The following is a 3,821-nucleotide window of genomic DNA, read 5'->3' as shown; positions in this document are numbered from 1 at the left end:
CCCTCCTCCCCCTCGGCGAGGGTGACCCGCCCGTCCCAGGAGTTGTCGTGGAAGACCAGGTGGGTACCCGCGTCCGAGACGACGAACTGCACGGGCATCGTGATGTACAGCGGATCGTCGCCCGGCGCGAAGCCCCCCTTGGGGTCGGTGTTCCACAGCCGGTACGCACCGTCCCGCAGCCGCGGCCCCGAGGCCCGCCCGCCGAGCCCGAAGAACCGCGCGTCCGCGGGCACCTCGCTGCGCTGCACCCAGCGCGCCGGACCGCCCTCGGCCGGCTCCCACCAGCGCGGCGGCAGGTCCCGCCGCAGCACCACCCCGCCCGGCGTCCTGACCTCGACCGCCCCATGCCGCGACACGGCGACCGTCACGCGCTCCGACACCACCCGCCAGCCGCCGTCCGTGTCCGGCTCCAGCACCGCCCGCGGATCCGGCTCGGGCGGGTCGCCGGCCAGCGCGTACGAGGGCGACGGCCCGGCCCCGTCCCAGCCCCAGAAGACCGTCCCGCCGGCCGACACGGCGATCCGCAGCCGGGACCGGGCGAACCGGATCACCCCGCCGCCCGGCGCGGGCTCCGCCACCTCCACCGGCCCCGGGACCCGGGCCCGCTCGTGCCCGCGGGGCTCCAGCCCCCGGGCGTCGGCCCGCCGCTGCCGCCAGGCCGAACGCACCGCCCGCAACCCCTGCACCGATCCGAACACCTTCATCGAACGCACCAGCTCACGACCGTCCATGACGATCACCCTGCCATTCGGCGTACGGCGGGCGAGGTCCGTTCAACTGCCGTTCACCCGTGGTGGGAGCACATATTCAGCTCCCCGACCATGGGCGGGGAGCCCTGGTGCGAAAGACGATCACATGGCATCGTCCCTGTCAGCCGCGTCACGCGCACACCCCAGCACGTGCGCGCGACACACGCAGACCCCGCGTACAGCCAGGGAGCCGACCCAATGACATCAGCGCAGTTCGAGCCGCTTTGGCAGCCTGACGAGGAGCGCGTCGCCGCAGCCGCGGTGACCCGGTTCCAGTCCTGGGCCGCCGAGCGCCACGGAGCTCCGGCCGAGGGCGGGTACCCGGCCCTGCACCGCTGGTCGGTCGACGAGCTGGAGACGTTCTGGCAGGCCGTCGCCGAGTGGTTCGACATCCGGTTCTCGACCCCGTACGAGCGCGTCCTCGGCGACCGCGCCATGCCGGGCGCCCGCTGGTTCCCCGGCGCCACCCTCAACTACGCCGAGCACGCCCTGCGCGCCGCCACCGAGCGACCCGACGACGCCGCCCTGCTCCATGTGGACGAGACCCACGAACCGACACCGATCAGCTGGGCCGAGCTGCGCCGCGGCGTCGGCTCGCTCGCGGCCGAGCTGCGCGCCCTCGGCGTCCGCCCCGGCGACCGGGTCAGCGGCTACCTGCCCAACATCCCGGAGGCCGTCACCGCCTTCCTCGCCACCGCCGCCGTCGGCGCGGTGTGGACCTCGTGCGCGCCGGACTTCGGGGCGCGCAGCGTCCTGGACCGCTTCCAGCAGGTGGAGCCGGTCGTGCTCTTCACCGTGGACGGCTACCGCTACGGCGGGAAGGAGCACGACCGCCGCGCCACCGTCGCCGAGCTGCGCGCCGAACTGCCCACCCTCCGGGCCGTCGTCCACATCCCGCTGCTCGGCACCGAGACGCCCGAAGGCGCGCTGGCCTGGTCGGACCTCACCTCGGCCGACGTGGAGCCGGTCTTCGAGCAGGTGGACTTCTCCCACCCGCTGTGGGTCCTGTACTCCTCCGGCACGACGGGCCTGCCCAAGGCGATCGTGCAGTCCCAGGGCGGCATCCTGATCGAGCACTTCAAGCAGCTGGGCCTGCACTGCGACCTCGGGCCGGAGGACGTGTTCTTCTGGTACACCTCCACGGGCTGGATGATGTGGAACTTCCTCGTCTCCGGTCTGCTCACGGGCACGACGGTCGTCCTCTACGACGGAAGCCCCGGCTACCCCGACACCGGCGCCCAGTGGCGGATCGCCGAACGCACCGGCGCCACCCTCTACGGCACCTCCGCCGCCTACGTGATGGCCTGCGCGAAGGCCGGCGTCCACCCGTCCCGCGACTTCGACCTGTCGAGGATCGGGTGCGTGGCCACCACGGGCTCCCCGCTGCCGCCCGACGGATTCCGCTGGCTGCACGACGAGGTCCGCGAGGACCTGTGGATCGCCTCCGTCAGCGGCGGCACGGACGTCTGCTCCTGCTTCGCCGGCGCCGTCCCCACCCTGCCGGTGCACATCGGCGAGCTCCAGGCGGCCGGCCTGGGCACGGACCTGCAGTCCTGGGACCCGTCCGGCAAGCCGCTGACCGGTGAGGTCGGGGAACTCGTCGTCACCAACCCGATGCCGTCCATGCCCATCCGGTTCTGGAACGACCCGGACGGCAGCCGCTACCGGGACAGCTACTTCGAGATGTTCCCCGGCGTCTGGCGGCACGGCGACTGGATCACCATCACCGACCACGGCTCGGTCGTCATCCACGGCCGCTCCGACTCCACCCTGAACCGCCAGGGCGTCCGGATGGGCAGCGCGGACATCTACGAGGCCGTGGAGCGCCTCCCCGAGATCCGCGAATCCCTGGTGATCGGCCTGGAGGAACCGGACGGCGGCTACTGGATGCCGCTCTTCGTCCACCTCGCCGAGGGCGCGACGCTGGACGAGGACCTGATCGACCGCATCAAGCGGACGATCCGCACGGAGCTCTCCCCGCGCCACGTCCCGGACGACATCATCGAGGTGCCCGCCGTCCCGCACACGCTGACCGGCAAGCGCATCGAGGTCCCCGTCAAGCGGCTGCTCCAGGGCACCCCGCTGGCGAAGGCCGTCAACCCGGGGTCGGTCGACGACCTGGGCCTTCTCCACTTCTACGAGGAGCTCGCCCGGACCCGGCGCGCCTGACCCGCGCTTCCGCCCCGCGGCGCGGAAGCCGCCGTGGCGGGAGCGGCCGCGGGGCGGGAGATCCGCCACCCACCGGCTCGTGTCCGGAAAGCCCCGCCCGGTCCGCGGGCCGATGCCCTCCGTTTTGTTCTCCGTACGGCATCTGGCCAGTGACCTGCCGTCAGATCTACCGTGAAGCCATGACGGCACGGAAGCCGGGGCTGCCCGGCGGTGTGGAGCGCAGCGCCTCGGGGACGACGGACGTGGTGCTGCGGGAGGGCGGCGGCTCCTGGCTCACGGTGCCGCGCTCGCTGGGGCGCGCTCTGCTGACCGCGGTCGTGTCAGGCTTGCTCGGGCTCTTCCTCACCGTGCCGGTGGCGGTGGTCGTGCTCCTCTCCGGCGCCGGATGGGCCACGGTCTGGGTGGTGGCCTTCTGGATGGTGTCGGTGCTTGCGGCGGCGGGCTTCACGGGCGTCCTGGCCGCGGCCTGCCTCAGGGTGCACCGGATCAGGTTCTCCGCGGCCGGCGATCCCCCCATGGTGCGGCTGGTGCGCGGCGTGCGGACCGGCCGGTGGCGCCTGTCCGAGGCGCCGAACCGGTTGCGCCTGGAGCAGGAGATCGAGGAGCCGTACCCCGGAGACCCCCTCCCCGGCACCACCGTCCTCACCCTGCGGCTGATCCGGGACGACTCCGACGTCTGCCGGGCCGTCCTCCCGCCGGACACCGACGCCCGACAGCTCATCGCGGCCCTGGAGCAGGCGCTGGGATCTGCCGTCCTCATCGAGCTCCACGTCAGGCGCACCACGCGCCCCGGCCCCCCGAAGCGCAGCCGGGGCGGGTACTCCGTCATCGGCATCGGCGGCGCCGGCGGCTACAGCTGCGGGGGCGGCGGCCCGCCGCTGCCGCCAGGCCGAACGCACCGCC

General features: G+C 73.5%; 2 protein-coding genes and 1 pseudogene. 2 read left to right on the top strand and 1 reads right to left on the bottom strand.

Features of this window, described 5'->3' with window-relative positions; all coding sequences use genetic code 11:
* Positions 1 to 731 (bottom strand): annotated as a pseudogene (locus EAO71_RS07665) (glycosyl hydrolase); the annotation flags it as partial.
* A 216-nt stretch (positions 732 to 947) separates the two neighbouring features.
* Between EAO71_RS07665 and EAO71_RS07660 the strand changes: the two are divergent.
* Together EAO71_RS07660 and EAO71_RS37540 are read left to right on the top strand one after the other, a co-directional pair.
* Positions 948 to 2,918, top strand: coding sequence for an acetoacetate--CoA ligase (locus EAO71_RS07660; RefSeq protein WP_147977026.1), 1,971 nt, complete (start codon positions 948 to 950; stop codon positions 2,916 to 2,918).
* A 179-nt stretch (positions 2,919 to 3,097) separates the two neighbouring features.
* Positions 3,098 to 3,821 (top strand): hypothetical protein (locus tag EAO71_RS37540; protein ID WP_187282597.1); only part of this gene is annotated, 724 nt, incomplete at its 3' end.

This window comes from Streptomyces sp. MS191 (assembly GCF_008042125.1).
Classification (GTDB): domain Bacteria; phylum Actinomycetota; class Actinomycetes; order Streptomycetales; family Streptomycetaceae; genus Streptomyces.
This window is presented reverse-complemented; position numbering and strand designations above follow the sequence as displayed.